The organism is Ensifer sp. ENS09, from assembly GCF_014852425.1.
Lineage (GTDB): Bacteria > Pseudomonadota > Alphaproteobacteria > Rhizobiales > Rhizobiaceae > Ensifer.
On the sequence record NZ_JACVBP010000008.1, the window covers coordinates 82,364 to 107,725 of the forward strand.

24 protein-coding genes are annotated in these 25,362 nt (G+C 64.2%); 11 read left to right on the forward strand and 13 right to left on the reverse strand.

The annotated features are described in order from the left end of the window. Window positions 1-218: 218 nt before the first annotated feature. The 3 genes from IB267_RS30725 to IB267_RS30735 form a co-directional block, all read right to left on the reverse strand. The gene (locus tag IB267_RS30725; protein ID WP_371742669.1) at window positions 219-1,004 is read right to left on the reverse strand and encodes a pseudouridine synthase; all 786 of its coding nucleotides are present in this window, start codon (window positions 1,002-1,004) and stop codon (window positions 219-221) included. A gap of 72 nt (window positions 1,005-1,076) precedes the next feature. Further along, a complete protein-coding gene (locus IB267_RS30730) occupies window positions 1,077-2,639 on the reverse strand; it encodes a D-aminopeptidase (protein WP_192451183.1) in 1,563 nt (520 codons plus the stop codon). Between the two features lie 97 nt (window positions 2,640-2,736). Beyond that, window positions 2,737-4,455, reverse strand: a complete 1,719-nt coding sequence (locus tag IB267_RS30735; protein ID WP_192451184.1) for an ABC transporter ATP-binding protein — start codon at window positions 4,453-4,455, stop codon at window positions 2,737-2,739. A gap of 336 nt (window positions 4,456-4,791) precedes the next feature. Between IB267_RS30735 and IB267_RS30740 the strand changes: the two genes are divergently transcribed. Then, entirely contained in the window at window positions 4,792-5,085 is a 294-nt protein-coding gene (locus IB267_RS30740) for a DUF6074 family protein (protein ID WP_192451185.1), read from the forward strand. Between the two features lie 10 nt (window positions 5,086-5,095). Here the strand turns inward: IB267_RS30740 and IB267_RS30745 are convergent, their stop codons facing one another. From IB267_RS30745 to IB267_RS30755, 3 genes are all read right to left on the reverse strand, one after another. Beyond that, on the reverse strand, window positions 5,096-6,316 hold the full coding sequence (locus tag IB267_RS30745; protein ID WP_192451186.1) for an adenylate/guanylate cyclase domain-containing protein: 1,221 nt from the start codon (window positions 6,314-6,316) through the stop codon (window positions 5,096-5,098). A 68-nt stretch (window positions 6,317-6,384) separates the two neighbouring features. Next, a complete protein-coding gene (locus IB267_RS30750) occupies window positions 6,385-8,451 on the reverse strand; it encodes a pyridoxamine 5'-phosphate oxidase family protein (RefSeq protein ID WP_192451187.1) in 2,067 nt (688 codons plus the stop codon). Between the two features lie 58 nt (window positions 8,452-8,509). After that, window positions 8,510-9,121 (reverse strand): glutathione S-transferase family protein, encoded by a 612-nt coding sequence (locus IB267_RS30755; protein ID WP_192451188.1) that lies wholly within the window; start codon window positions 9,119-9,121, stop codon window positions 8,510-8,512. 148 nt (window positions 9,122-9,269) lie between these two features. Here IB267_RS30755 and IB267_RS30760 point away from each other — a divergent pair, with 148 nt between their 5' ends. Then, on the forward strand, window positions 9,270-10,163 hold the full coding sequence (locus IB267_RS30760; protein WP_192451189.1) for a LysR family transcriptional regulator: 894 nt from the start codon (window positions 9,270-9,272) through the stop codon (window positions 10,161-10,163). A gap of 12 nt (window positions 10,164-10,175) precedes the next feature. Here the strand turns inward: IB267_RS30760 and IB267_RS30765 are convergent, their stop codons facing one another. The 3 genes from IB267_RS30765 to IB267_RS30775 form a co-directional block, all read right to left on the reverse strand. Further along, window positions 10,176-10,979, reverse strand: coding sequence for a LytTR family DNA-binding domain-containing protein (locus tag IB267_RS30765; RefSeq protein ID WP_192451190.1), 804 nt, complete (start codon window positions 10,977-10,979; stop codon window positions 10,176-10,178). Next, window positions 10,976-12,064 (reverse strand): sensor histidine kinase, encoded by a 1,089-nt coding sequence (locus IB267_RS30770; RefSeq protein ID WP_192451191.1) that lies wholly within the window; start codon window positions 12,062-12,064, stop codon window positions 10,976-10,978. Before IB267_RS30770 ends, IB267_RS30765 begins: the two co-directional genes overlap by 4 nt. Window positions 12,065-12,186: 122 nt before the next feature. After that, a complete protein-coding gene (locus IB267_RS30775) occupies window positions 12,187-13,281 on the reverse strand; it encodes a sensor histidine kinase (RefSeq protein ID WP_210336051.1) in 1,095 nt (364 codons plus the stop codon). A 271-nt stretch (window positions 13,282-13,552) separates the two neighbouring features. Here IB267_RS30775 and IB267_RS30780 point away from each other — a divergent pair, with 271 nt between their 5' ends. Both IB267_RS30780 and IB267_RS30785 read left to right on the forward strand, forming a co-directional pair. Beyond that, on the forward strand, window positions 13,553-16,588 hold the full coding sequence (locus IB267_RS30780) for an autotransporter domain-containing protein (protein WP_192451192.1): 3,036 nt from the start codon (window positions 13,553-13,555) through the stop codon (window positions 16,586-16,588). Continuing rightward, complete coding sequence (locus IB267_RS30785; protein WP_192451193.1) at window positions 16,588-17,124, forward strand: invasion associated locus B family protein; 537 nt, start codon at window positions 16,588-16,590, stop codon at window positions 17,122-17,124. The genes IB267_RS30780 and IB267_RS30785 overlap by 1 nt, the downstream gene beginning before the upstream one ends. Before the next feature lie 168 nt (window positions 17,125-17,292). Here IB267_RS30785 and IB267_RS30790 read toward each other — a convergent pair whose 3' ends face one another. Further along, window positions 17,293-17,871, reverse strand: a complete 579-nt coding sequence (locus tag IB267_RS30790) for a flavin reductase family protein (RefSeq protein WP_192451194.1) — start codon at window positions 17,869-17,871, stop codon at window positions 17,293-17,295. A gap of 209 nt (window positions 17,872-18,080) precedes the next feature. Between IB267_RS30790 and IB267_RS30795 the strand changes: the two genes are divergently transcribed. Genes IB267_RS30795 through IB267_RS30805 form a run of 3 tightly spaced genes read left to right on the forward strand, consistent with a single transcriptional unit; the run spans window position 18,081 to window position 19,071 of the window. Then, on the forward strand, window positions 18,081-18,404 hold the full coding sequence (locus tag IB267_RS30795) for a helix-turn-helix transcriptional regulator (protein WP_192451195.1): 324 nt from the start codon (window positions 18,081-18,083) through the stop codon (window positions 18,402-18,404). Further along, window positions 18,401-18,811, forward strand: a complete 411-nt coding sequence (locus tag IB267_RS30800) for an SRPBCC domain-containing protein (protein WP_192451196.1) — start codon at window positions 18,401-18,403, stop codon at window positions 18,809-18,811. Before IB267_RS30795 ends, IB267_RS30800 begins: the two co-directional genes overlap by 4 nt. A 44-nt stretch (window positions 18,812-18,855) precedes the next feature. Then, entirely contained in the window at window positions 18,856-19,071 is a 216-nt protein-coding gene (locus tag IB267_RS30805) for a hypothetical protein (protein ID WP_192451197.1), read from the forward strand. Window positions 19,072-19,089: 18 nt separating this feature from the next. Here the strand turns inward: IB267_RS30805 and IB267_RS30810 are convergent, their stop codons facing one another. Continuing rightward, window positions 19,090-20,076: a GlxA family transcriptional regulator gene (locus IB267_RS30810; protein ID WP_192451198.1), complete on the reverse strand. Its 987-nt coding sequence runs from the start codon at window positions 20,074-20,076 to the stop codon at window positions 19,090-19,092. A gap of 106 nt (window positions 20,077-20,182) precedes the next feature. On the opposite strand from IB267_RS30810, the gene IB267_RS30815 reads away from it, so the two are divergent. Then, a complete protein-coding gene (locus IB267_RS30815) occupies window positions 20,183-20,824 on the forward strand; it encodes an HD domain-containing protein (protein WP_192451199.1) in 642 nt (213 codons plus the stop codon). A gap of 95 nt (window positions 20,825-20,919) precedes the next feature. Here IB267_RS30815 and IB267_RS30820 read toward each other — a convergent pair whose 3' ends face one another. Then, window positions 20,920-21,807 (reverse strand): LysR family transcriptional regulator, encoded by an 888-nt coding sequence (locus tag IB267_RS30820; protein ID WP_192451200.1) that lies wholly within the window; start codon window positions 21,805-21,807, stop codon window positions 20,920-20,922. A gap of 122 nt (window positions 21,808-21,929) precedes the next feature. On the opposite strand from IB267_RS30820, the gene IB267_RS30825 reads away from it, so the two are divergent. Further along, entirely contained in the window at window positions 21,930-22,625 is a 696-nt protein-coding gene (locus IB267_RS30825; protein WP_192451201.1) for a type 1 glutamine amidotransferase domain-containing protein, read from the forward strand. Window positions 22,626-22,864: 239 nt separating this feature from the next. On the opposite strand, the gene IB267_RS30830 is transcribed toward IB267_RS30825, so the two are convergent. Continuing rightward, entirely contained in the window at window positions 22,865-23,338 is a 474-nt protein-coding gene (locus IB267_RS30830; protein ID WP_192451202.1) for a VOC family protein, read from the reverse strand. 253 nt (window positions 23,339-23,591) lie between these two features. Between IB267_RS30830 and IB267_RS30835 the strand changes: the two genes are divergently transcribed. Continuing rightward, window positions 23,592-24,356: an SDR family oxidoreductase gene (locus tag IB267_RS30835; protein ID WP_192451203.1), complete on the forward strand. Its 765-nt coding sequence runs from the start codon at window positions 23,592-23,594 to the stop codon at window positions 24,354-24,356. 196 nt (window positions 24,357-24,552) lie between these two features. Then, a complete protein-coding gene (locus IB267_RS30840) occupies window positions 24,553-25,290 on the forward strand; it encodes a glutathione S-transferase family protein (protein WP_192451204.1) in 738 nt (245 codons plus the stop codon). Window positions 25,291-25,362: the final 72 nt, after the last annotated feature.

Sequence of the window (25,362 nt, forward strand, 5' to 3'; positions counted from 1 at the left end):
CGGATGAAATATGGCCAGCCGGCAAGGTTTCCTCCCACGCCGGTACTGGATGCCCCCATTTGCAGACGCAATTTGGATGCAGACAACGGCCTGTCCAGGAGATCAGACGCATTTGTCGGGAGGGGGCAGGGACTTTGGGTGGATTCGGAAACATGGCGGCGCTGGCGTGGGTGGAAATCCACCCATCGCGCGTTTCGCAAAGCCACGGCCATGATTTCCTAGAGGCCGGTGCGCCGCCTCAGATCGGCGATTTCGTCGGCGCTGAGCGCTCGCGCCGCCCCCTTCGGCAAATCACCGAGAGCGATCGCCCCGATCGAGACCCGCAGCAGCCGCAACACTTTGAAGCCGAGCGCATCGAGCATGCGGCGGATCTGGCGGTTTCGACCCTCCTCGAGCTCCACCTCTATCCACATGTTGCGGTCGCCCGCCCGCAAGCGTTCGGCCCGGGCTGCGCGCAACGTCTCGCCGCCCTCGTCGATACCGGCGACCATTCGCGTGAGATGCGCGTCGTCGATCTGGCCTGTCAGTTGTACGTGGTAGACCTTGCCAACATGGGTTTCCGGGTCGAGCAGTCGCTGGGCAAGCACCGTGTCGTTGGTGAACAACAGAAGGCCCTCGCTGGCCTTGTCGAGGCGGCCGACCGGCGACAGATGGGTGGAGTCGAGGTCCTTCAGGCAATCGAAGACCGTCGGCCGGCCTTCCGGGTCATGCCTGGTCGTCACCAGCCCACGCGGCTTGTTCAGCATCAGGTAGACCTTGTCTTCGGCAAGCACGGCCTTGCCGTCGACGGCGAGACGGTCCTTGTCTACATCGACCCACGCCGAAAGACCGGGGGCCTTGCGCCCGTTGATGCTGACGCGGCCCTCAAGCACGAGCTTCTCGGCCTGCGTGCGCGAGCAGTACCCCAGCTTGGAAAGGGCACGGGCGACCGTCACGCGTTTGCCCATATCGGCCGCGTGGCGGCGGCCGGTATCGCGGGCTGCTGTCGGTCGCTTCTGTTTCACGTTCTGGTCTTCCGGTTCTCGGTCGTCTCGCGGTGCACGCTGCGCTATCAAGCGCAGCCGGCGGCGCGAGCGTCAGCCGATCTTGCTATAGTCGATCCGCCGGGCGAGCCAGCAGCCGATCGTCAGCCCCGTCACCTCGCCGTCTGCGTCACGCGAGACGAGTACGGTCCAGTCTCCCGGTGCCGGCGCGTCCATCGAGCGCTTGCAGCGGAGCAGCCAGACGTCTTCGGCGAGCGGCCGCATGGCGTGCATGGCGCCAGAGCCAAGCGAACCGTCGAAGCCGCCATAGAAGACGCCGTTGGTGGAGACGATGTCGATATAGGCGTCGAGTTCTGCTGCATGGTAGCGGCCGGCGATATCGGGCTTGGCGGTGCCGGAGATGCGCGCGGCGTGAACCGTCAGGTTCTCACGCGGGCGCTCCATGTGAAGCGAGGCGCCTTCCACGCGAAGCGTAACGGCCGCCGACTGCGCGCGGCCATCCGGACCGACGGCAAGCGTCTCGGCGCCCGTGGCGAAGCTCAGCGCGACGCGGGATTTGCCGGTCGGCCTGGTAACGAGTGCAAGGCCCGTTTCCGGATCGAGATAGCTGCCGGTGCCGTCGGCGTCCCAGGTGCCCGTCGCGGGCTCGGCATCGCTGTTGCCAAGGGCGACCTTCATCAGCGCCGTCGCGGCCGCATGGGCATCGGCCTCGTGATTGAACATCACGACGACGGAAAGGCGCTCGGTGGGCGCGTAGAGCCGGCGGCTGCGGAAACCGCGCAGCGCGCCGCCGTGGCCGGTCATGGCGATGTCGCCGATCTTCTCATGCGCAAGGCCGAACCCATAATGGGCCGGGCGGCCATCGGCATAGGTCTGTGGTGCGGACAGGCGGCGATAGAGGCCGTTCGCGTCATCACGCGTCCGGTCGATGAAACATTCCCAGGCCAGCATATCCTCGAGCGAAGCGGAAACCCCGGCATCGCCGGCCCAGTAGATGTTGTTGACCGCCTCGAAATAGCCGGCCGTCTCGTTCCCCTCGTAGCCGACAATGCCGTCGGGGGGCAGGCTCGTATCGGCGGTGAGGGCGGCGGTCCGCATGTCGGCCGGTCCGAAGACGGAACGCTGATAAAGCTCGGCCATCGAGCGCCCGGTATGCTCTTCGATGAGGTCGGCGAGAATGCGGAAATTGCCGTTCGAATAGGAGTAGCGCGTGCCCGGCTCGAAATGTGTCGAGCGCGCGGAGGAGAGCAGGGGACGTGCGTCCTCGCGGCGGAAGACACCGTCGTGCCTGGCGCCCTGCAGCACGGTCAGCGCCCAGTAGTCGCGCAGTCCCGACTGGTTGTGACAGAGATGGGCGACCGTCGGACGCTTGCCTTCAAGGAGGGGCAGATAGGCCTCGAGCGCGCGGTCGAGCGTCGCCGGTTCGTCGACGGCGTCAAGAAGCACGGCGCAGGTCATCTGCTTGGTGATAGAGCAGATCGGTACGCGGGTCGCCGCCGTCATCGGCCTGCGGGCGGTAAGGTCCGCATAGCCCCAACTGTGGCTGAGGATCACCTGGCCATCCCGGACCACGCCGGCGACGCCTCCGGGACCCAGATAGTGCTGGGGCAGGGCCTTTAAGGCGCGTTCGAGAGCGGAGAGTTCAAAAGTGGTCATGGCGCTGAAGGATCGGTCCGACAAAGGGCAGGGTGGTGTCTGCCTTCGTTCGTACCGCCCCCTCCCGGCACTTGCAATGCCGCGCCGACCGCTCTCCTCAGCCGGCGCTGGCCTGGGCGTGATAGAGCCGGCTATAGGCGCCCTTTGCTGCCAGCAGCGTCGCATGCGGTCCCTGCTCGCGAATGCCGCTGCCGTCGACGACGACGATGCGGTCGGCATCACGGATCGTCGCCAGCCGGTGCGCAATGATCAGCGTCGTGCGCCCCTTGGAAAGCTCGGCGAGAGACTGCTGGATGGCTCTCTCGGTTTCCGTGTCGAGCGCCGAGGTGGCCTCGTCGAGAATGAGGATCGCCGGGTTTTTCAGGAACATGCGCGCGATCGCCAGCCGCTGCTTCTGCCCGCCGGAAAGCTTGACGCCGCGTTCGCCGATCACCGTGTCCATGCCGTCTGGCAGGGCGGCAATCATGCCGTCGAGCCGGGCGCGCCGCGCCGCGTCCAGGATGTCGGCTTCGCTCGCGCCGAGCCGGCCATAGGCGATGTTGTCGCGGATGGTGCCGGCAAAGAGGAAGACATCCTGCTGCACGATGCCGATCTGGCCGCGCAGCGACGATAAGGTAATGTCGCGGATATCGGTCCCGTCGACGGTGATCGACCCGTCGCTGACCTCATAGAAGCGCGGCAGCAGCGAGCAGATCGTCGTCTTGCCGGCGCCCGAGGGGCCGACGAAGGCAATCGTCTCGCCGGCATGGATCGTCAGGTCGATGTTCTGGATGATCGGCTTCTCGGCGCTGTAGCCGAACGAGACATTTCGGTAGGAGATGTCGCCCTTGAGATCTGCGACGTCGGACGCTCCGGGGCGATCCTCGATATCAGGCTCGGTTTCCATCAACTCGAGGAAGCGCTTGAAGCCGGCGATGCCCTTCGGATAGGTTTCGATGACCGAGTTGATCTTCTCGACCGGGCGGAAGAAGACTCCGACGAGAAGCAGGAAGCTGACGAAGCCGCCATTGGTCAGCTCGCCCGTCAGCACGAAGTAGCAGCCGGTGATCATCACGATCAGCTGCGTCAGCCGCATGCTCATGTAGCTGAGCGACGTGCTCGCCGCCATGATGCGGTAGGCTTCGAGCTTGGTGCGGCGATAGTTCTGGTTGTCGGTCTCGAACAGGCTGCGCTCGTGCTCCTCGTTGGCAAAGGCCTGAACCACGCGCATGCCGCCGACATTTTCCTCGATGCGGGCGTTGAAGTCTCCGATCCGGCCGTAGAGATTGCGGAAATTCCGGGTCATGCGCCCACCGTAGCGGCTGGTCACCCAGGCCGTCAGCGGCACGACGGCGGCGGTGATCAGCGCCAGCTGCCAATGCACCATCAACATCAGGATCAGCGCGCCGATGAAGGTCATGACCGCAATGAACAGGTCTTCCGGCCCGTGATGCGCGACCTCGCCGATTTCCTCGAGATCCTTGGTCAGCCTTCCGACGAGATGGCCGGTCTTCTGATTGTCGAAGAACGAGAAGGACAGTTTTTGCAGATGGTCGAAGGCCATGCGCCGCATGTCCGTCTCGATATTGATACCGAGCATATGGCCCCAATAGGTGACGGTCGCCATCAGGCCGGTGTTGAGCAGGTAGACGATGAGCAGCCCCACGGAGGACAGCAGGATCAGCGTCCACTCCTGGCTCGGCAACAGCTGGTCGACGAACAGCTTCACCGCAATCGGGAAGCCGAGTTCGAGCAGGCCCGAGAGCACGGCGCAGGAGAAGTCGAGAATGAACAGGCCGCGATAGGGGCGGTAGAACGCGAAGAAACGCTTCAGCATGCACGTGCACTCACTGGGGCGGGGGGCGCCGTGGGGCGCTGATAGAAAGATGATAGTCAATGTCATGTTTTTGGACCGAAACCAACCCAGAAAAGCGCGAAAGCGTGTCGGCCACGTGACGCGACCGATGTCTCTGGCACCTGCGAGACGCAATCGGTTCACTTCGGCACCGGTGGGAAGGAAACGTTAACCATAGGCTTCGTAGAAATGGAATCAGCAGAACAATTCGCCTTCGATTGGGGACACCGGAGGCGGAGCGATTGTTCGATACCGAAACGCGTAGGGCGTCTTTGTGCGTTCGAGTGAGCGCACGAAGTCCAGGGGGCAAACGAGACGATGGCAGGCAATCAATCAGTGGAAGCCACGGAAACCAACACCATTGTTCCGTTTCCCGTGGTCAGGAGATTGCATGCCATTCGCAGTGCTGCCGGCGAGCTTGAAGATCTGCACGGTGCCGAGGCGCTGCAATTCTGGCGCCGCCGCTGCCGCGCTCTAGCCGACGAGCTTTTTGCCTGCGGCTGCTCGGAAGACGAAGTCCGCCGTCAGGTGATGGACTTCCAGGACGAGGTCCAGATCGAGCTGCAGCATCGCCACCTCTCGCGCCTTTCCGCAGGCGCAATGAGCCAGTAGCCGCCGCGGCTCAGGCCACCGGCAGCTCCGGATCCCAGGTAAACAGCTCCTTGGCCCTCGCAATGCCGCGCAGTGCAAAGCGGCCGAGCGAGACCGCGTGAACCCGTTCATCCGGCGGGCAGGCTTCGACGAAATCAGACGACATGATCATGTGCCGCTCGACCGAACGGCACATCGAGGCAATTCGGCTCACTTCATTGACAGCCGGGCCGACCACGGTGAAATCGAGGCGGGTCTGGCTGCCGATATTGCCGTAGAAGACTTCGCCGATATGGAGCCCGAGATAGACCTCTGTGGTCGGCTTGCTCTCGGCCTGCCGGCGGGCGTCGAGTTCCGCGAGCATACGGCGCAGCTGCCGTTCGGAGGCGATTGCGTTGGCGCAGGCCGTCCCCGGATCGTCGGCATTGAAGATCGCCAGAACACCGTCGCCGATCAGCTTCAGCACGCTGCCGCCATGGTCGTGAATGGCGGTGATCACGGTTCCTGAATAATCGTTGAGAAGCGGAATGATCTCGTCGGGGGCGGCGGTGTCGGAGATGCGCGTATAGCCGCGCAGGTCGGAAAACCACATGACCGTTTCGATGCGTTCGGCCGAACCGCGGGCAATGCTGCCCTTGACGACGCGCTGGCCGGCATCGGCGCCGAGGTAGACGTCGGCAAGCGTGCTGATGATGCGAACGCAGGAGCCGGCCTTCACCGCCAGCGCAAGCGTCGGCAACAGGATCCTGAGCGCTGCGATGTCATCCTCGCTGAAGCCGCCGTCGCTCCGTGTCGTCCAATAGGAATAGAAACAGTCCATCTCGCCGACACGGCCCTGGTCGGTGAAGTGGTGGATCATGCTGACGCAGTCGGTGTGGCCCTCGCCCTTCAGCTTGTCCAGTATGTTGTAGGTGGTGCCTTCGTCGGCTGAAAGCCGGATGCGGCGCTCGGCGGTCCGGTCGCGCAGCATGTGGTAGAAGATCGAGTTCTGCCAGTTCAGCAGCGCCTCACCCGTGGTCGTCGAGCCGTACTGGATGACTTCCGGGGTAATGTCGCTTTCATCGTTCCACTGGAAGGCGCGCCCCTCGAATTCGGGGTGCAGCGTGTCGATCAGCCCGAGCGCGCGGGCAAGGTCGAGACCAGCTGCGCGACATTGCTCGCAGAAGCCGGCAAACAGCTCCGGCTCGTCCAGTCCCTTCAAGCCCTGTTCTGAAAGCCAGAGCACGATATCGCGTAGCTGTTGGTCGTTCATGGCGCATCCCGCTCGGCCGAGGTCGACTGCCTGATGATGTGGTGCATCATCCATAGCCGAACCAGGGCTCAGAGCGAAAGATGCAGTTTGCCCGCCTTGCTTTCGGCCGGCACGGCGCAACAGATGAGCGCTTCGCCTTCGGCGACCGGAAAAGAAGGTTGCGAGGGATAGGTTACCTTGCCCTCCAGCACCGGCGTTCGGCAGGTGCCGCAACTGCCGTTGCGGCAGCCGTAGTCCGGGTTGAGACCCCGTGCCTCCGCGAGATCGAGCAACGTGCCTTCGCCCGGCTGCCAGCGCGCCTCCTTGCTCGCCTTGGCAAAGACGACGTGAACGGGGGCGCTTGCCGCCGGCTCCATCGTCGGGGCAGAACCGCCGTCCGGCCGCCGGGTCAGCGATGACAGCCCGAAGGCCTCCGCATGGATACGGGCATCGGCGATGTTGAGCGCCCGCAGACCGTCATAAAGCGACTGGGTGAAGGCGGCCGGGCCGCAGAGGTAGAAATCGTAGTCGTCGAAGGGCAGGGTGGCCTTGAGATGGGTAAGGTCGATGCGACCGGCGATGTCATAGTCCTGGCCTTCGATGGCTGTTGCCGGCTGGCTCAGCGCCCGCACCAGGCGGATGTTGCCCTCGCCTTCCGCGACGAGGTCGGCGATCTCCCGATCGAAGGCGCGTTCTTCCAGCGAGCGGGCGGCCTGGAAGACCCAGGTCGGGCGCGTGCGCCGCTTGCGGCGGCTTTCGGCGACAACGTGCTTGAGCATGGCAAGGATCGGCGTGATGCCGACGCCGGCGCCGATCAACACGGCCGGACGCCGCTCTGTTCCGTCGATGGTAAAGGCACCGGCAGGCGCCCGCGCCTCGATCCGGTCTCCCAGGTTCAGCCCATGTAGATGGAGGGAAGCCACGCCGTCCTTCTTGACGCTGATGCGGTAGAGACCATCCGTCGGTGCCGAGGACAGCGTATAGCTTCTGACGAGCGGTCTTTCGCCGTCTTCGACCTTGATGCGGATCGGCAGGTGCTGGCCGGCCTGGTGGGCCATGAGCCCGACGCCGTCATCCGGTTCGAGGTAGAGCGAGCGGATCGTCGTGCTCTCGTCCTCGACGCGGGCAATCCGGAACGGGCGCCACGCATCGGCAAGGGTTGCGGCCTCAAGCCGGACCTTTGCCTGGTCCCAGTCGCCGGTGGACGTGAGGCTTGGAGACCAGCCGCCCTCCGCGAAGGCCCAGCGAAGCGGCAGGCCGTCCTCGCGGTAGATGACCTTTTCCGGCCGGAAGCGCCAGAGCCGCTCAGCTCCTTGGAATGCCGCGACTTCCGGGGAGGACAGGATGACTTCGGCGCTGCCGGTCATCTGCAGCATGTCGCCGGTCGCAAAATCGACGAACAGCAGGCCGGCGCGCGGATTGACCATGAAGTTGCCGAGCGTGTTGAAGAACAGGTTTCCGGAGAAGTCCGGGATCGTCAGCACGCCGTCCTCGCCGATCTGCACGAAACCCGCCTTGCCGCCGCGATGCGAGACGTCGACCTGGCGCTCGCCGCTATCGCGATCGACGTAGGAGGCGACGAAGAAGGTGTCGGCCTTGGCGATGATCGCCCGGGCGCGCGCGTCGAGCACGCTACCATGTACCGGGCGCACCGATGCCGGCTGGTGCGGGTCACGAACGAAGGTGAACTGGCGAAGCTGGATATATTGCGGGCAGTTGCCGAAGCTCTGCCGGACGCGCAGCGTGAAGCCGTCGTCGCCATCGCGTTGGATCGCGCCGTTCAGCCGATTCCGGCGCCGGGTCTCGAGCTGGATGCCGAGCATGCCGATGGAGTGCGCGTCGTCCATGCCGGCATCGGCCGGATCGTCCGGGTCGCGCGGCAACCGGATGTCGAGGTTCCAGGCGTCCGGCGCCTGCATGAAGCCGGGGGCTGCGGCGCGCATCGTCGCCCAGACATCGCCGCTCGCATCGACTGCGCCGAACATGGCGAAGGGCAGCATCGGGAAAAATTGCTGATGCTGCTCCGGCATGAAACTGCGCACGAAATTGCGCCCGGTCGCATCCATGCGCTCGGCGACACCGAGGCTGCGCTGGATGGCGAGTTCGCCTTCGTGCCAGGGCGAATCCGGTTTTTTCTGCTGTGCGTTGTCCGGCATGGTCGGGTGTCCCGGTTGCAAGGGGACCGGGGCGGCGTTGCCGCCCCGGGAGGTTGGATCAGGCCGCGAGGCCGACCGCGGTCTTCTGGAAGCTGACAAAACCGGGCAGGCGCTCGATACGCGAAAGCCAGGCGCGGACATGGGCGTAGTCGGAAAGATCGACATTGCCTTCTGGAGCAGCGGATACGTAGCTGTAGAGGGCGACGTCGGCGATGGTCGGCCTTGCGCCCACGAGGAAGTCGTGGCCGGCAAGCTCGGCATCGATCTGTGCAAGCACCCGATGGGCCCTGGAGATCGCTCCATCGGCATCCAGATTGGCGCCGAAGACCGTGACGAGACGCGCGGCTGCCGGACCGAAGGCGATGTCGCCGGCGGCAACCGAGAGCCATTTCTGCACCTTCGCCGCTGCGGCCGGATCTTCCGGCAGCCAGTCGATGCGGCCGAGCTTCTTGGCGAGATAAACGAGGATGGCGTTTGAGTCGGCGATGACAATGCCCTCGTCGTCGAGCACCGGCACCTGGCCGAAGGGATTGAGCGCCAGGAAATCCGGCGCCTTGTGTGCCCGCGCCTTGAGATCGACGTCGATCAGCTCGTGCGGCACACCGAGCAGCGACAGGAAAAGCTGCGCCCGGTGCGAGTGGCCGGAGAGCGGGTGGCGATAGAGTTTCATGGAAAATGTCCTCGAAGAGCTTGAGAACCGTCACGGCCCTCCGGCGGTTCGGGATGAACCGCCTTCGAGGATCAATCTATGACTTTCCAAATTTCGGCAGTAGAATGCAATTTCGATAGTCTGATTTCCAAATATCGGAAGGATGGAGATGGATCGCCTCGATGCTATGGGGGTTCTGCTTGCGGTCGTCGAACACGGCAGCCTGTCGGCCGCCTCCCGACACCTCAAGGTGCCGCTCGCCACGATCAGCCGGAAGCTTTCCGAGCTTGAAGCGCATCTGGGCGCGCAGCTCGTCACCAGGACCAACCGCCGGATCCAGCTGACCGAGGCCGGCCGCGCCTATGTCGAGGCGGCCAAGGAGATTCTCGCCCGCGTCGAAGAGGCGGAACGGGTGGCGGCCGGCGAATACAGAACGATCAAGGGCGATCTGACGGTCTCCGCACCCATCGTCTTCGGGCGCCTACACGTGCTTCCCGTCCTGGTCGATTTCCTCAAGGCCCATCCCGAGGTCGATATGCGGCTCGCCTTGGGCGACCGGTTCGCCAATCTCGTCGACGATCACATCGACGTGGCGTTGAGGATCGGCAACCTGCCCGACAGCAATCTCGTCGCGACGAAGATCGGCGCGGTGCGTCGGGTGGTTTATGCTAGCCCCGACTATGTCGCGCGACACGGCGTGCTCCGGCATCCGAGCGAACTTGCCGACCATGATTGCATCACCTTCGAAAACGTCACGGCCGCCCATGTCTGGCGTTTCCTCGACGACGGGCGCGAGCTGGCTGCGCCGATCCGGTCGCGGCTGATCGTCAATACGGCGGAATCCGCCGTCGACGCGGCGATATCCGGTCTCGGCTTGACGCGGGTGTTGTCCTATCAGGTGGCGCGCCAGGTGGCGGATGGCCTGCTCGTGCCTCTGCTGGAGACGTTCGAGCACCCGGCGCTGCCGGTCCAGCTCGTCTATCTTCCGCAGGGGCTGGTGCCGATGAAGCTCAGGGCCTTCGTCGATTTCGCGGCCCCGCGGCTGCGCGCGGTCCTGCGATAGCGGCAAGCGTCCCTAGTCCGTCTGGTTGCGTTCGCCCGTCGTCGGCCGGATGTGGCGGGCGTAGGTCCGGCCGACGCGGATCTCGCTGCCGTCGGAGAGAAGGGCGATGAGCGCGGCGAAGGGGGCCTGCTTCAGCCCCACGATACAGTCCCGGCGCACGATCGAGCTGCGATGCAGCCTCAGGAATTCTGCGGGATCGAGGCGACGCTCGAGCGAGGCAAGACTTTCGTGGTGCAGATAGGACCGTCCATCGACGTGAATGCGAACATAGTCGCGTTCCGCCTGAAAGCGCACGACCCGGTCGAGCGCGATCCGCACGAATTCTCCCCGGGCCTTGATCCAGAGATCGCTGGTCTGTGTGTCGTGCTTGCGCAGCGCCTGGCGCAGCGACGTCACGGTTTCGTTGAGTTCGAGCACCCGCTCGGCGCTCGTGCGCGCGGCGATCGCAACGCGGGCGCGCTCGATTGCCGTGCGCAGGCGGCTGGATTCGATCGGCTTGGTGACATAGTCGACCGCCGCTGCTTCGAAGGCGCGCAGCGCATAGTGGTCGAAGGCAGTCACGAAAACGACCGCGGGCGCGTTGTCTCCCAAGTGCTCCAGGATGTCGAAGCCGGTGCCGCCGGGCATCTGGATATCGAGCAGGATTGCGTCCGGCGAAAGTTCGGCGACCATCGAGCAGGCCTGCTGCACGTTGCCGGCCGTTCCCACCACCTCAACTGCGGGTATTGCGCCGAGCAGTCGCAGAAGGCGCCGCCGCGCCAGGGGCTCGTCGTCGATGACGAGGATCGAAAGCGGAACAGTCTGGATTTCATTCATGCAAGCCTCAGGGGCATTGTGATTGCAGCTCTGAAACGACGGGGGGTCACGAGGCCCGAAACACAGGCGCCGACACCCGGAAAACGGGCCTGGACGCGCTCGGCAACGTTCTTGAGACCAATCCCCGTGCCCGGCCACCGGGCGGTATCCGGCGCCGCCGCAATGTCGTTTTCGACGGCGATTTCCAGCGCATGGCCCACCTTGGCGGCACTGATGACGATTTCCACCTGATCCGGCGAACGGCTGACGCCGTGCTTGACGGCATTTTCGATCAGCGGCTGCAGGATGAGGCTTGGCACCAGTGCCTCCTCAAGGCCGTTGGCGATGTCCATCCGGAGCCGCATGCGGTCGCAATAGCGCTCGCCCTCGATGTGCAGGTAACCGGCCTGGAGTGCGAGTTCGTCGGCGAGCCGCACGTCGTGCAGCGGATCGAGCTCCAGCGTCGTGCGCAGAAAGTTGGACAACGATATCACCATGCGCGTGGCGGCAAGGGGCTGCCCCTCCTCGATCAGGCCGGTGATGGAGTTGAGCGTGTTGAACAGGAAATGCGGATTGACCTGGTAGCGCAGCGCCCGCATCTGCGCGGCCAGGGCTTCCTCGCGCGTGATGGCCAGGCGCCGCTCGCGCTCGCGCAGTTCGAAGCTGTAGAGCAAGGCGACGAAGAAGAAGGACCAGCCGACGAAGGTCGCCATGCTGTAGACCAGCGTGTAGCCGATGCTGGTCCAGTCCGGGGCGATCGGGTCGGGACGCACGATGAAAAGATAAAGAAGAAAGTCGACGCCGGTGTTGGCGATGGCGGCCATCAGAGCGGTCGCGAAGCCGACGACGATCTTCAGCGCGATATGCTGGTGGCGGACGCCGAACATCGCAGCGGCGATGCCATAGGAGAAGGCCATGCCGCAGGACATCAACAGCAGCTTGCCCGGGGCCGACATGATCGGATCGATTCCGAGGATCGCCCACAGAATGCTGCTGACCAGGAATTCCACGAACCAATAGAGAAAACCGAGCCAGAGCGTCGCGCGCCGCAGGCTGGCGATATAGGCGCTCTCGTCTACCGATCTTGCGTCATCCTCAGGGTTCATGGCCATTTTTATCGTTCAACCGGCCGCCGATGTCGATTGCCGTTCGTCGGTCAAATCGAGCCGTTGGCAGAAAGGCCCGGACTTTCGACCTTTACCGGCCGTCGTTGGCCGGGGAGCGGCGATCAGGCCAGCCGCAGCGGCATGGTGATCGCTGCGCGAAAGCGGTGGGGTGCAACGAGGCCGGAAATGAAGGCGCCAACCTCGGGAAACCGAGCCTTGATGCGGTCGGCGACATTCCTCAGCCCGGTGCCGGTTCCGGCAGGTTTTATCGCCGTGCGCGGCGGCTCGTTCGTCAGGTCGTTTTCGACGGAAAGCTCCAGCGTCTCGCCCTGTCTTGCCGCCCGGATCACGATCTCGACCACGCCGATCGAGCCGCCGACGCCGTGCTTTATCGCATTTTCGATCAGCGGCTGAAGGATCAGGCTTGGCACCAGCGCCTGCTCCAGGCCCGGTGCAATGTCGAGCTTGACCCGCATGCGGTCAGAGAAGCGTTCGCCCTCGATGGTGAGATAGCCGAGCTGCAAGGCCAACTCGTCGGCAAGGCAGACGTCCTGCATCGGATCGAGCTCGAGTGTCGTGCGCAGGAAGGAAGAGAGCGAAAGCACCATGCGGCGGGCGGTGGTCGACGCGCCTTCTTCGATCAGCCCGGCAATCGAGTTCAAGGTGTTGAACAGGAAGTGCGGATTGACCTGGTAGCGCAGCGCCCGCATCTGCGCCGTCAGCGCTTCCTCCCGTGTCACGGCAAGCCGGCGTTCCCGCTCGCGCAGTTCGTAGTTGGCAAGAAGGGCGATGTAGAGAAACGCCCATCCGTGAAACAACGCCATGCAATAGATGAGCGTGTAGCCGACATTGGTCCAGTTGATTGGGCCCGGATCGCCATGCTCGATCAGGCCGTGACTGAGGAAATCGACGCCGGCATTGATCGCCGCGGCGACGAGCGCCAGGGCGGAGCCGAGCAGAAGCTTGAAGAGGATGGACCGGCCCCGGAAGCGAAAGAGCGCCGCTGCCATCACATAGGACATGAGTGTCCCGTTCAGCATCAGGATCAAGGTGATTGGCGCGATCGCGATCGGGTCATATCCGAGGAAAGCCCAGAGCGTCGTGCTGATGACAAACTGCATGAACTGGTAGAGGAGCCCGAGGACGAGCGTCGCTCGCCGAACGCTTGCGGCATATCCAGCCTCGTCAGGCAAAACCGTCTCATGTCCTCGCGCCATGCGAGGTTTTATCCTTCAACTCCATACGGTTGTCGATTGCCGTTCGTCGCCGAAAACAAGCCGTTTGCAGAAAGCCACAGCCCTTCAACGCCGCAATCTGCCGTTTGCAGAAAGCCGAATTCTCGCTTTTTGCGGGCTTGCTATAGCCGCCCCATGACCCGTGCTTTCCCGGCGATTCCGATCGCCTGGGAATTGTGCGCCCACGAATGCAAAGGAAAAGGGGCAGACATTGAATAGCTGTGCGAAGGCGGACGTTTTGAGGATCAACCTTTTGAGCTCGACCGCGCTCGGCCGGGCCGGCCTTGTCTCGATGCTGCTGGCGGCGGCGCCGTTCGCAGCGTCGCCGGCAAAGGCGGCCGGATTGCTGGTTCCAAACGACACGACGTGGTCCAGCGACCATACGATCAACGGCAATCTCGTAATCCGTGGCGGACCGGGCGGCGCGACGCTGACCATCAACAATGGCGCCAAGGTTGAAAGCACCGATGGCTACATCGCAGACAGCCGCGGCAGCGTCGGGACGGTCGTCGTCTCCGGGCCGGGCTCGACCTGGGACATCGTCGATGCCAACCCCAACGGCGACCGCATGCTTTTTATCGGCGGCTTCGAAGGCGGTATCTATGGCGGCAAGGGCACGCTGATCGTCGAGAACGGTGGCAGGGTTTCGGCCAAGGAGACCTATGTCGGCGCCCTCCAGGAGGGCGACGGAACACTTATCGTCCGCGGCGCGGGGTCCATGCTCACCACCGATTTTCTCGGCATCTCTGTCGGTGGGCTGACGCTCAATACCGCCACGGCACGGTTCGAGGATGGCGGCCTCGTCAACACCAACAAGGCCTATTTCGAAAACGGCACGGTACTCGTCACCGGCGACAATACGCGCTGGGTCAACACCGGCGAACTCACGATCGGCGACAGGTTCATCGTCGAAAAGGGCGCTGTCGTCTCGACAAACACCGCGATCCTGCGCGAGGACGAGAGCACCGACACCATCCAGGCTGCCATCGACGGCGCCGGCAGTGAACTCAAGGTCGCCGACAGGTTGCTTATCGGCGAGGCTGGTCGGGCGAACCTTTCGATCGCCAACGGCGGCAAGCTCTCGGTTGGCGGTGACATCGTGCTCTCGGCCGTCGGCGGCATCAACAACGAGGGCATGGGAAACCTGACGATTGGCGGCAAGGTCAATCTCAACAATATCGCCGAACCGATTGCCGAACAGGCGCAGGCGGCAGGCACCGTGAATTCTTCGGCCAAGATCGATTTCGGACCGCGCAAGGGCTACGTCAACTTCAACCATACGAACACGGGCTACGAGTTCGCCAACACGATGGTCGGCAAGGGCACGATCACCAACTTCTCCGGCGAGACCATCGTTGGCGGCGACCTGTCGAAGTTCTACGGCAAGGTGAATGTCTCCGGCGGCAAGCTGGTCCTGAAGGGCAATATCGACACGATCGACAACGACCCGGACAACGGTCCCGTGGACTTCAGCGAGACCCGCTTCGAAGTGAGCGGCGGCACCCTGATCGTCGATGGCGAAACGGGACGTGTTGAGGGCGATCGCTTCTATACCAATGAAGTGAATGTGCTCGGCGAGTTGAACCGCATCCGCGATCCGAACTCGACCGCTTTCGGCAGGCTCGGCGGCTCCGGCACGGTTGGCGACACGTTTATCGACAAGAATGCGATCATTTCGCCCGGCAACAATTCGACCGGCACGCTGACCATCATGGGCCGTCTCGATATGGCGTCCGGCTCGATCTACGAGGCCGATATCGCCGGCGATGGTCGTTCCGACCGGATCGTTGTCAAGAGCATAGGCACCAACGACAACACCGGTATCGCCAAGATCGGAACCGGCACCAATGTCCAGGTGACGGCGCTCGATGCCAACACCAGCTACAAGACCGGCCAGACCTACACGATCCTGACTGCCGATCGTGCGATCGAAGGCAAGTTCGCTGAAGCGATTTCGAAATCCGCCTTCCTCGAGATATCCCTCGACCAGAAGGAAAAGCAGGTCGATCTGACGATCAAGGTCAAGAACGGCGGCACGCCGGGCGGCGAAGAGCCGGGCAAACCGGGCGAACCGGGTGGAGAACCGAAGCCGGGCGAACCGGGCGGAGAGCCCAAGCCTGGTGTCTTCGAAGGCGAGGCTGCCACTGGCAACCAGCGGCAGACGGCACTTGCGCTCAACACGCTTGCCCAGAGCGGCCCGTCGGTCGGCCTCTACAACGCGCTGACGCTGCTCGATGGGGCAGGGGCACGCCATGCGTTTGATCAGCTCTCCGGCGAAGTCCATGCATCGGCGCAGACCGCGCTGATCAACGACAGCAGCCTGTTGCGCAACGCGGCGAACGACCGCATCCGCGATGCTTTCGGCGATGTCGGCGCGGCAAACGTCCCGGTTCTGGCCTACGGTCCGGAGGACAAGATCACGACAGGCGCAGTCGCGGCGGTGAACTCTGTCCCCGTGGCGCCGCCGGCCATGGTCGGTTGGGGCCAGGTATTCGGCTCCTGGACCAACACCGACGGCAACGGCAACGCCGGTGCGCTCGACCAGTCGACCGGCGGCTTCGTCACCGGTTTCGATGCGGCAATCGCAGACAATGCGATCGTCGGTATCATGGCCGGTTACAGCCGCACCAGCTTCGACGTGGACAGCCGCTCGGCGAGCGGCAACAGCGACAACTACCACCTCGGCGTCTATAGCGGCAGCCGTTGGGGCGACGTCGCATTGCGCTCGGGCCTCGCCTACACCTGGCACTCGATCAACACGTCGCGCAATGTCGCCTTCCCGGGCTTCAGCGATCAGTTGAAGGCCGATTATGACGCCGGCACCTTCCAGGCCTTCGGTGAAGTCGGCTACCGCATCGATCTGCCGAGTGTCGCGCTCGAGCCCTTCGCCAACCTCGCCTATGTCAGCCTGCACACCGATGGCTTTACCGAGCGCGGTGCCGCAGCGGCGCTGTCGAGCAGGAGCAACACGACCGACACGACGTTCACGACGCTCGGTCTTCGCGCTTCGGCGCCGCTCAGCCTCGGCACGACCGAAGCGAAGCTGCGCGGCATGCTCGGCTGGCAGCATGCCTTCGGCGATACGACACCGTTCTCGTCGATGGCGTTCGGCACGGGCAGCGCCTTCTCGGTCGCCGGTACGCCGATCGCAGAGGATGCGGCGATCATTGAGGCCGGCATCGACTTCGCGCTGACGGGCAATGCGAGCCTTGGCATCACCTATACCGGCCAGTTCGGCTCCGGCACGACGCAGAATGCCGTGGACGCCAAGCTCGACGTGCGCTTCTGATGCGCAGGTTCGTCTGGCTCTCGACAATGCTGATGGCGACCTTCGTCGCCATCACGCCGCTTTATGGGCAAGACGCCGCCGGAAAGCCGGCAGCGCCCTCCCAGCTTTCGGAGACCTACGAGGACTGGAGCGTCGCCTGCGCCGAGATCGAGGGGAAGAAGCATTGCCTCCTCTCGCAGCGCCAGTTCCACAAGGGCGGTCAGCATGTGCTGACGATCGAGCTCCGCACGGCGGCGGACGCGGGCCTCGAGGGGAGCCTCGCGCTCCCCTTCGGTCTCTACCTGGATAAGGGCGTGACGCTCGGTGTCGACGAGGCGACGGGCGGCAAGCCGACCGGCTTCCGCACCTGCCTGCCGCTCGGCTGCATCGTGCCTTTGACATTCACCGAATCGACGGTTGCGCTGCTGCGCAGCGGAACGGCGCTGAAGATCGGCGCGTTTGCGAGCGACAGCGAAAAGGACGTTGCTTTCGCTGTCTCGCTCAAGGGCTTTGCTGCAGCGCTCGACCGCGTGATTGCCCTGTCCGGAAAGAGCTGAGGCAACGTCACGGCCTTCGCTTCGCCGCCAGGCATCTGGCGGGCTTTTTAAAGGTGCGCAGCCTCCCGGGGCGGGCCCGGTCGTGCGAAAGGGCGCGGCCGGGTCTTCTCCATGTGTAGAGCCGAGCATAACCATCCCGGCGCGCCACCGTTGGCGGGCGCGTTCGGCCTATCGGGACGTTACGTCGATCGCCTCGCCGATAGCGTAGAAATGCCCGCCCGCGACATAGTGCAGGCTGCGCAAGGCAGGATCGGCCGTTTCGAACATCCAATGCCCGTCGCGAAACACCCGATCGTCGGCCCAGGCCGCGAAGACTTCGCCGAAGAACAGGTCGTAGCGGCTCTCGATCGACGGCTCGCTGATCAGCCGGCAGGCAAGCCAGGCTGAACAGCCGGCGACGAGCGGAAGATCATGGTCAGGCATCTGGAACAGTTCGACGCCGGCGTTGCGCAGCTTGTCGGGATCGTCGTGAAGGCTCGTGGTGCCCACCGCATGGGTCAGAACCGCCTGGGTGGCGGTCGGCACCTGAATGACGAACACGCCCGCTTCCTCTGCAAGGCCGCGGGTACGGGTGGTGCTGTCGAGCACCACCGTCAGCTTGGGCGGATCATAGTCGAGCGCACAGGCCCAGGCTGCCGCCATCACATCCTCGACGCCGCCATGGCGGGCGGAAACCAGGACCGTCGGCCCATGGTTCAGCAGCCGGTACGCCTTTTCGAGAGGAACGGCACGAATATGCGAAACCATCTGACTACCTCAGCCGCCGTTGGCGGACATTGACCGATCATGCGTCTTCTATAGGGGCGCTGCATTTCGCCAACAAGCACAAGCTTTCTCGGTGCCGGAGGGGATAGCGGCAGCGGGCTTGAACGGGTGCCGGCGGGCGCAACATAAGCGTTTGACAAACGCATACCCGATTGGCTATACGTCATTACATAGCCAATCGGGTATGAGACATGACTGAGTTACAGGACGCGGTTTTTCGGGCGCTCGCCGATCCTACACGCCGTGGGCTCTTCGAACACCTTTGCCGGCAGGGAGACACCACGGTCGTCGGATTGTTGGCCGATGCCGGGGTTTCGCAGCCGGTCGTGTCAAAGCATCTCAAGATCCTGAAGGCTGCGGGGCTCGTGCACGACCGGCACGAGGGTCGCTACACCTATTACAGCGCCCGGCGCGAAGCGCTCACGACGCTGGTTGACTGGACGACGGAGATGGCCGGCTTCTGGCACGACCGCTTCGATGATCTCGATGATTTGTTAAAGAGAATGGATCAATGACCGAAACAACCGAAACCACCCGCTCCGTTGTCGTCGAACGCGAATTTGCCCATGCGCCGGAAAAGCTATGGCGGGCGCTGACCCAGCCGCATCTGATCGCCGAATGGCTGATGCGCAACGATTTCGTGCCGGAAGTCGGCCGCCGGTTCACGCTGTCGGCCGATTGGGGCCACGTCGACTGTCAGGTGGAGACGATCGAGAAGGATCGCTCGCTCGCCTATCGCTGGGACACCAAGGATCTTTCAAGCGTCGTCACCTGGACCCTTGTCCCGACCAGCGGCGGGACCAGCCTGCGCATGGAGCAGCGCGGCTTCAAGGCGGACCAGAAGTCCTACTACCAGGGCGCAACGGTCGGATGGCGGCGCTTCATCGACCAGCTTTCCGAGGTCGTCGCAAGGCTCGACTGACATCCGCTTGTGCCATCACCGTTTCTCAAACGCGAGGTATCGCAATGACCTCTCTTATACGAACGATCCATCGCTGGACATCGCTGATCTTTTCGCTCGCCGTTGCTGCGATCTTCGCCGGCATGGCCCTGACGACGCTTCCGGAGTGGGTTTATCTTACCCCACTGCCGCCCTTGGCCGTGCTTGTGCCGACTGGCCTCTATCTCTTTGCGCTGCCCTATCTGGGCAAGCAGCAGAGCAGGATGCAGGCGGCGGAGTAGGAATAGCGCCGGCCCGGCTCATTCCGCGGAAAGAGCCGGGCTGGCGAAGCGCTTGCGATATTCGGCCGGCGTGACGCCGACATGGCGCATGAAGGCGCGCCGGAGCGTGTCGGCATCGGCAAAACCGCAGCGGGCGGCGACCTGCTTGGGGGCGTCCTGTCCCTGCTCGAGCAGGCGCCGGGCGGCCGCGACACGGGCTTCCTCCACCCAGTTCGCCGGCGTGATGCCGACCTCGCTGCGGAAAAGCCGTGAAAAATGGCGCGGGCTGAGATCCATGCGTTTTGCAAGCATCGCGACGCTGTGATCCTGTCCGGGATTGGCGACGACCCAGCGCTGCAGTTCCTGGAGCGCCGAGCGGCCGGCCGGCATGGCCTCGCCCTTGCGGCTGAACTGCATCTGCCCGCCCGGCCGCTTGAAGAACATCACCAGCTGGCTTGCCACCCGCATGGCGATCTGGTGCCCGAGATCCTCCTCCACCAGAGCAAGCGCCAGATCGAGACCGGCCGTCACGCCGGCGGCCGTGCGCACGGGGCCGTCGCTGACATGGATGGCATCCTCGTCCACCGTGACCTCGGGATAACGCTGCGCCAGCCGCGCGGCGACGGCCCAGTGCGTCGTCACGCGCCGCCCGTCAAGCAGGCCGGCGGCCGCCAGGAAAAAGGCGCCGCTGCAGACGGAACCGTAGTGCCGGACCGTCGGTGCACGCTGCCGCAGCCAATCAAGGACGATGCCGCCGGCGGGCACGTCCGTGGCATTGGGGCAGCCGGCAACAAGCAGGGTATCGATCGGATCGTCCAAGTCGCGGCCGATCACGCGGTCGGCAATCAGCCGCACGCCGGATGAGCTGCGCAGCGGCTCCGGCCCGGCCGCCGCGACGAGAAGACTGTAAGCCTCCCGGCGGACCTGCGCATTGGCTTCGGCAAAGACGTCGAGCGGGCCGGAGACGTCGAGGAGCTGCACGCCGGGCAGCGCCACCATCACGACGGTTCTGGTCTTCTCCTGCATCCGCGGCCGCTCCAAACCGGATTTGTCCTTATTTGACGTATCACGTCGATTACAGACAATCCAGGCGGTTCTATCCTTTGGGTGCTTAGAAACCCAGGAGAAGACGATGCCATTCCTTGCCGAAGATGCGACCGTTCCCGATAGCAAGCTTGCCAGGGCGATTACCGAATACATCCGCGATACGGAAACGGAGCTGCTCTTCAACCATTCGAGCCGCGTCTACCATTTCGGCGCGCTTGCGGGTGTTCATCGCGGCCTGACGTTCGACCGCGAACTGCTTTATGCCGGCGCGATGTTTCACGACATCGGCCTGATGCCGAGCCATAGCAGCCAGACCGAGCGCTTCGAAGTCGATGGCGCCCATGCCGGCCGCGATTTCCTGCGCAGCCACGGCATTTCGGAGGCGGATGCCTACACGGTCTGGACGGCGATCGCGCTCCATACCACGCCGGGCGTGCCCGAATACATGCATCCCGTCGTGGCGCTGGTGACGGCCGGCGTCGAGATGGACGTGCTCGGGCTGACCTACAGGCAATATTCCGACGCCGGGCGCGAGGCGGTGGTCAGCGCCTTCCCGCGCACGCCGACCTTCAAGGAGGACATCATCCAGGCCTTCTACGACGGCATCAGGCACAAGCCGGACACCACCTTCGGCAACGTCAAGGCCGACGTCATCGCCGACAAGGAACCGCACTTCCATCGCGGCAACTTCTGCAGCGTGATCCGCTGCTCGCACTGGCACGGTTAGGATGAGGCCGGTCGCCCGGGCCAAGGCCCGAGCGACCAGCTTTGCACGCCAGAGGTCGATTTCCGCGGCTGAGCCGACAAGCTCATCCTTCAGGCTTACTCCATGAGGCAGTCGATCAATGCTCGGGTCGCAGCCGCAAGGTTTCTGTGCGGCGGATAAATGAGGGAGAAGGGACGCGACCGGCCACCGGATTCCGGCAGAAGCTCGACCAGACTGCCGCGCAAGAGCCGATCGCGCACGACGAAGTCATAGGTCTGGCATATGCCGAGACCCGCCTCCGCCAGCGACACGGTGCCCAGCACATCGTCCTCGACTTGCACGGGACCATGGGGCACCCAGTCGACATCCGAACCGTCGACCCGCAACAGCCAGGGAGCCGGGCGGCCGGTGCTCGGCATGACGAAGGGCAGGCAGGTGTGGGCCGCGAGATCTTCGACCGATTTCGGCGCGCCGCACCGGGCGATGTAGCCGGGAGAGGCCACCAGCCTCAACGGAGCGTCTCCGAGCTTGCGTCCGACCAGGCCGCTGTCTGGAAGCTGGCCGAGGCGGATGGCGAGGTCGTAGCCCTCGGCGACGAGATCGACATTGCGGTTGGCGATCGACAGTTCGACCGTAACGCCTGGATGGCGCAGCGCAAAACGCGCCAGTTTCTCCGGTAGCTGGAAATGCCCGAAGGTCGTGGAGGCGCTGAGACGGACCCGGCCGGCAAGCGCGCCTTCGCCCTGGATGGCCCGCTCCGCCTGGTCGATCGCGTCAAAGGCCACGCGGACCTGATCCAGATAGGCGCGGCCCGCTTCCGTAAGGCTGATGCGCCGCGTGGTGCGCCGCACCAGCTGCGTGCCGAGCTTGGTTTCGAGGCGGGTGATCGCACGGCTGAGCACGGAAGGCGTGGTGGCGAGCGCCACCGCCCCGGCGGTCAGCGATCCCTTGTCCATGACGGTGATAAAGGCCTCGACGTCGGCGAGATGATCGAAGCGCCGCATTCTTGCCTCTCAAGACCAAATCATTTCCACGGCGGCGCATTTATCGCCGCAAATCGAAGTAATAAGTAAGCAGCATCAGTCAACGGTCGCAAGCTCAGACCCGCTTCAAACAGGAAAAGATGATGCCGAACACCAACGCTAATCCGAAGAAGCCCGTACTCTTTGTCCTCACCAGCCATGGTACCAAGGGGGATAGCGGGCAGCCGACCGGTTTCTATCTCGGCGAGGTCACCCATCCGCTTTCCGTGCTCGAAACCGCCGGCATTGCGGTCGAATTCGCGTCGATCAAGGGTGGCGAGCCGCCGGTTGACGGCCTCGACCTGGAGGATGACACCAATCGACGCTACTGGAACGACGAGGCGTTTCGCGCCGCGATCCGCACAACAGCCAGGCTCGACGATGTCGACCCCGACCGCTACGCGGCCATTTTCTTCGCCGGCGGTCACGGTGCGATGTGGGACCTGCCTCAAAGCAGCGCCGTCGACCGGGTGACGCGTTCGGTGTTCGAGGCTGGCGGTGCCGTCGCGGCGGTCTGCCACGGTCCGGCAGCCCTCGTGAATGTCAGGCTTTCCGACGGCCGCTACCTGGTCGCCGGCCGCAATGTCAGCGCCTTCACCGATTCCGAAGAACGCGCCGTCGGCCTCGACAAGACGGTGCCGTTCCTGCTCGCAAGCACGCTTGTCGAGCGCGGAGCGACTCATCATCCGGCCGCGGACTGGACATCGAAGGTGGTTGTCGATGGCCGGTTGATCACCGGCCAGAACCCGCAGTCGGCGATCGGGGTCGGTGAGGCGCTTCGCGATCTCCTGAGCGCCTGAGCGGCGTCGCCGGGCATTTGGAAAGTCCGGCAAAGTCCTTCTGATCGTGCTGCCGGCGATACGTCGCCGACAGCGTGAGGCGCACCGGACAGGTGGGGCGCTCGACTGCCATTGCGTTGGCCATGGCGGGAAACCGGAAAAACCGCCATGTTCGCCATCCCTGTCGCGTCCGGTTGACACGGCGCGCACACCCTTGGGTAAGCCGTCGCGGGCCGGAAAGTTCCCTCAGAGAGGCGGCGTCAGCCGCGCCGCGCCACCTCGATCGCGGCGACGTCAATCTTGCCCATGGTCATCATCGCCTCGAAGGCGCGCTTTGCCTCGGCGCCGCCGGCCGCCAGCGCATCGGTCAGGACCCGTGGCGTGATCTGCCAGGAAATGCCCCATTTGTCCTTGCACCAGCCGCAGGCGCTCTCCTGGCCGCCATTGCCGACAATGGCGTTCCAGTAGCGGTCGGTCTCCTCCTGGTCGTCGGTGGCGATCTGGAACGAGAAGGCCTCGTTGTGCTTGAACATCGGGCCGCCGTTGAGACCGAGGCAGGGAATGCCGGCGACGGTGAATTCCACCGTCAGCACGTCTCCCGCCTTGCCGGACGGAAAGTCGCCGGGCGCGCGGTGTACGGCGCTGACCCGGCTATCGGGAAAGATCTCGGCGTAGAAGCGAGCGGCCGTCTCGGCCTCCTTGTCGTACCAGAGGCAGATCGTGTTCTTGGCCATGACGCGTCCTTTCGTTTTGAAGCCGGATGGGCCGTTTCCTTCGCCACCTGCCCTGCGAGATAGGTCGGCGCCCCCGTTTCTCCACCCTGATATTCCCTGGCGGGGGCGTTTGCCGGGTGCAATGTCGGCCCGATCCACATGCGCCGGGTCGTCGCATCCGCCGGTTTCCCGTTGGAAATTCAACCCCTGATACCTAATTGTGCGGCTTCGATACGCGCGCGGGGCTTCTACTCGCGCGCCTTAGGGGATGCGGATGATACAACTGAATGGAACTGTTGCAGTGGTTACCGGCGCTGGTCGTGGGCTCGGAGCGGCATTGGCCTATGCCCTGGCCGAAGCGGGGTGTGATCTCGTTTTGTGCGGGCGCAGCCAGAGTGCCCTCAAGGACGTAGCCGAACCGATTGCCCGCAATCTCGGGCGACGGGTACAAACCGTTGCGCTCGATCTTGCCGATGCGAAAAGCGTCGCTGCGGCGGTCGAGGGCATCAGGGCGGAGAACACCCGCGTCGATATCCTCGTGAACAATGGCGCCATGTGGCTCGAAGACAGCGACGAGGATCATCCTGATGATGCGGTCATCAGTGTCATTAACGCGGCCGTTACCGGAACCTTCCTGTTTACCCAGGGTCTGCTGCCTTTGCTCGCTCACTCGGCCCGGCCGGATATCGTCACGATCGGCTCGATCAGCGGCCTGCCCAACGCAGCGCTCCAGACCGTGTCCGTCCCCTTCTATGCCGCCAAGCGGGCGCAGGCCGCCCTGGCCGATGGTTTGCGCCAGAAGCTCGCCGGTACACCCACCCGTTCGATCGTCGTCCACCCGCCTTACCTCGAGGATGTCTCTCCGCTTGATGGCGCATGGGAGGCGGCCGGCAGTCGCAAGAAGGGCGAGGCGGCAACCAACCGGGACATCGCCGAAGCGGTGCTGTTCGCCTTGACGCGGCCGCGGCACGTGACCCTGTCGATCACTGTCGATGCCGACGAAGGCGGCCTCTATCCGTCTCCGCTTCGCTCCACCTAGCGGCGGGGCCAAATCAGCGGCCGATCCCGCACATTGCCGAACGCCCGCGAGGGCGTTCGGCGAAAATCAGGTCCCGTTCGCTCAGCGCCTCAACTTTATCGTCTACATTTGCAGACGATAAGTCCAATTTTGGCCGACTACAGAGCCGCCGTCCACGTCGATATATCCATGACACCAACAATGGAGAAACGACACCATGCCTTCTGTCTCTGAACCGATCTTCACCGCAGGCTTTCCGCTCGGCAGCTCCGCCGGCCTGGTCACCGCCTTCGAATGGCTCGGCCGACCCTATCGCCTCACCCGTGTCGACATGCTCGGGGAAATGCGCACCGACGCCTATGAGCGCTTCAACGGCCGGGTCGAAACGCCCGCGCTGGTGACCGACAAGGGCGACGTGCTGACCGAGACCATGGCGATCGCACTGTGGCTGGAGGCGCGCGATCACGAGCGCCGCATCAGCTTCGCCCCGGGCACTTTCGAGGCGGCCCGCATGCACCAGTTCATCGCCTTCCTCAACACCGGCTTCACCGGCGCCTTCTTCTCGATGTGGGTGGCGCTGGAAACCGAAGACGCAACGGAGGAATACCGCGAAACCCTGCGCGCCTTCGGCCGCGAATTCGTCGCCAAGCGTCACAAGCAGCTGGAAGCGATGATGGGCGACAGCGATTACCTGCTCGGCGACCGGCCGACGCTTGCCGATGCGGTCTTTGCTGGTGTGGCCCGTTGGGTCGATTTCCACGAGGCGATAGATCCGAAGGACTATGCGCGCAACTACCCGCGCATCCACGCGCTGCGCCAGCGCATCGAGGCCGATCCCGCCTTCCGTTTCGCCGTGGCGATCGAGGATGGCGAACCTGCCGCCGGCAGCGGTGCGATGAAGGGCCTCGTCCCGCTCGAGGATGTGTTGCGGATGACCGGCGCACTCCGAGCGTAATCTAAAAAAGTGAGGTGGCGCACCGGCAGGCGGTGCGCCACCTCGAACAGTTGGAGCGGCCAGACCGCCGCT